At 68.2% G+C, this 1,631-nt stretch carries 1 protein-coding gene; it reads left to right on the top strand.

Features of this window, described 5'->3' with window-relative positions; all coding sequences use genetic code 11:
* Positions 1-1,631: acyltransferase domain-containing protein (locus tag RBJ65_RS41975; protein WP_306324366.1), on the top strand; the 1,631-nt coding region annotated here is incomplete at both ends.

Here is a 1,631-nt window from a genome sequence, read left to right as displayed (position 1 = left end):
CAACCGCCCCCGCCTTCAGGACACGCCTGGAGGAATGCGCCAAGGCACTGTCCGCCTTCGTCGAATGGGACCTGCTCGACACACTCCTCAACGACAACACCTCGACACCCCTGTCCCGGGTCGACGTGGTGCAGCCGGCACTGTTCGCGGTCATGGTGTCACTGGCCGCACTCTGGGAAGCCCACGGAGTACACCCCGACGCCGTCGTAGGACACTCCCAAGGAGAAATCGCCGCCGCATACGTGGCAGGAGCCCTCTCCCTCGAAGACGCCGCCCGCGTGGTGACCCTGCGCAGCCAGGCCATCCGGACCCTGACGGGCCAGGGCGGGATGGTGTCGATCGCCCTGCCCGTCGACCAAGTACGGCCACGACTCCAACAACAAGGCGGCGACACCGAGATCGCCGCGATCAACGGCCCCACCTCCACCGTCGTCTCCGGCAACGCCGACGACCTCGACACACTCCAGACCGCCCTCGACGCCGAGAACATCCGCACCTGGCGCATCCCCGTCGACTACGCCTCCCACTCCCCCCACGTCGACCAGATCCACGACCAGGTCCTGGACCTACTGACCCCGATCCGCCCCCGACCCAGCCAAATCCCCTTCTACTCCACCCTCACCGGACAACACATCGACACCACCCAACTCGACGCCGACTACTGGTTCCGCAACCTCCGCCACACCGTCCAGTTCGAAGCCACCACCCGACAACTCCTCAACAACGGCCACCACACCTTCATCGAATCCAGCCCCCACCCCGTCCTGACCCCCGGCATCCAAGAAACCATCGACACCACACACACCCCCGCCCACGCCATCGGCACACTCCGCCGCCACCACGGCGACCTCACCACCTTCCTCCACTCCACCAGCGAAGCCTTCACCACCGGCGCCACCGACCGCTGGAACCCCGCGAGCCAGGACCCCGGCGGACATGTCCCCCTGCCTTCCTATCCGTTCGAGCGGACACGGTACTGGCTGACCCCGCACACCGGCCGTCGTGATGTCGGTGCAGTCGGTCTGACCGCGGCCGGTCACCCCCTGCTCGGCGCGGTCACCGAGAGCGCGGCCGGCCTGGTCCTCACCGGCCGGGTCTCCCTGGCCACCCACCCCTGGCTGGCCGACCACCAAGTGGCCGACACCCTCGTGTTCCCCGGCGCCGCCTTCGCCGAACTGGCCGTACACGCCGCCGACCAGGCCGACGCCGGCAGCATCCGCGAACTGACCGTACAAACACCACTCGTCCTGCCCGAACACGGAGCCGTCAGGCTACGAGTGGAGATCGGCGAACCGCCCACCGGAGACGGTGCGCGCCCCATCCGGATCGACGCCCGCCCGGACACCGGCACCACCACCTCCTGGACATGCCACGCGACAGGCACCCTGGCCCCCGAGACACCAACCCCCGACTGGAACCTCACCACCTGGCCCCCAGCCGGAGCACAACCCGTCGACGTCACCTACGACACCCTCGCCACCCAGGGATACCACTACGGCGCCGCATTCCAAGGACTGCACCGACTATGGCGCCACAACGACCACATCTACGCCGAGATCACCCTCCCCACCGAACCCGACACCTTCACCATCCACCCCGCACTCCTCGACGCCACCCTCCACGCCGCGCTC

It is taken from the genome of Streptomyces sp. KL109B (genome assembly GCF_030766935.1).
Lineage (GTDB): Bacteria > Actinomycetota > Actinomycetes > Streptomycetales > Streptomycetaceae > Streptomyces.
Note: the sequence above shows the minus strand (reverse complement) of the source record. Positions and strands in the feature narration are given on the sequence as shown.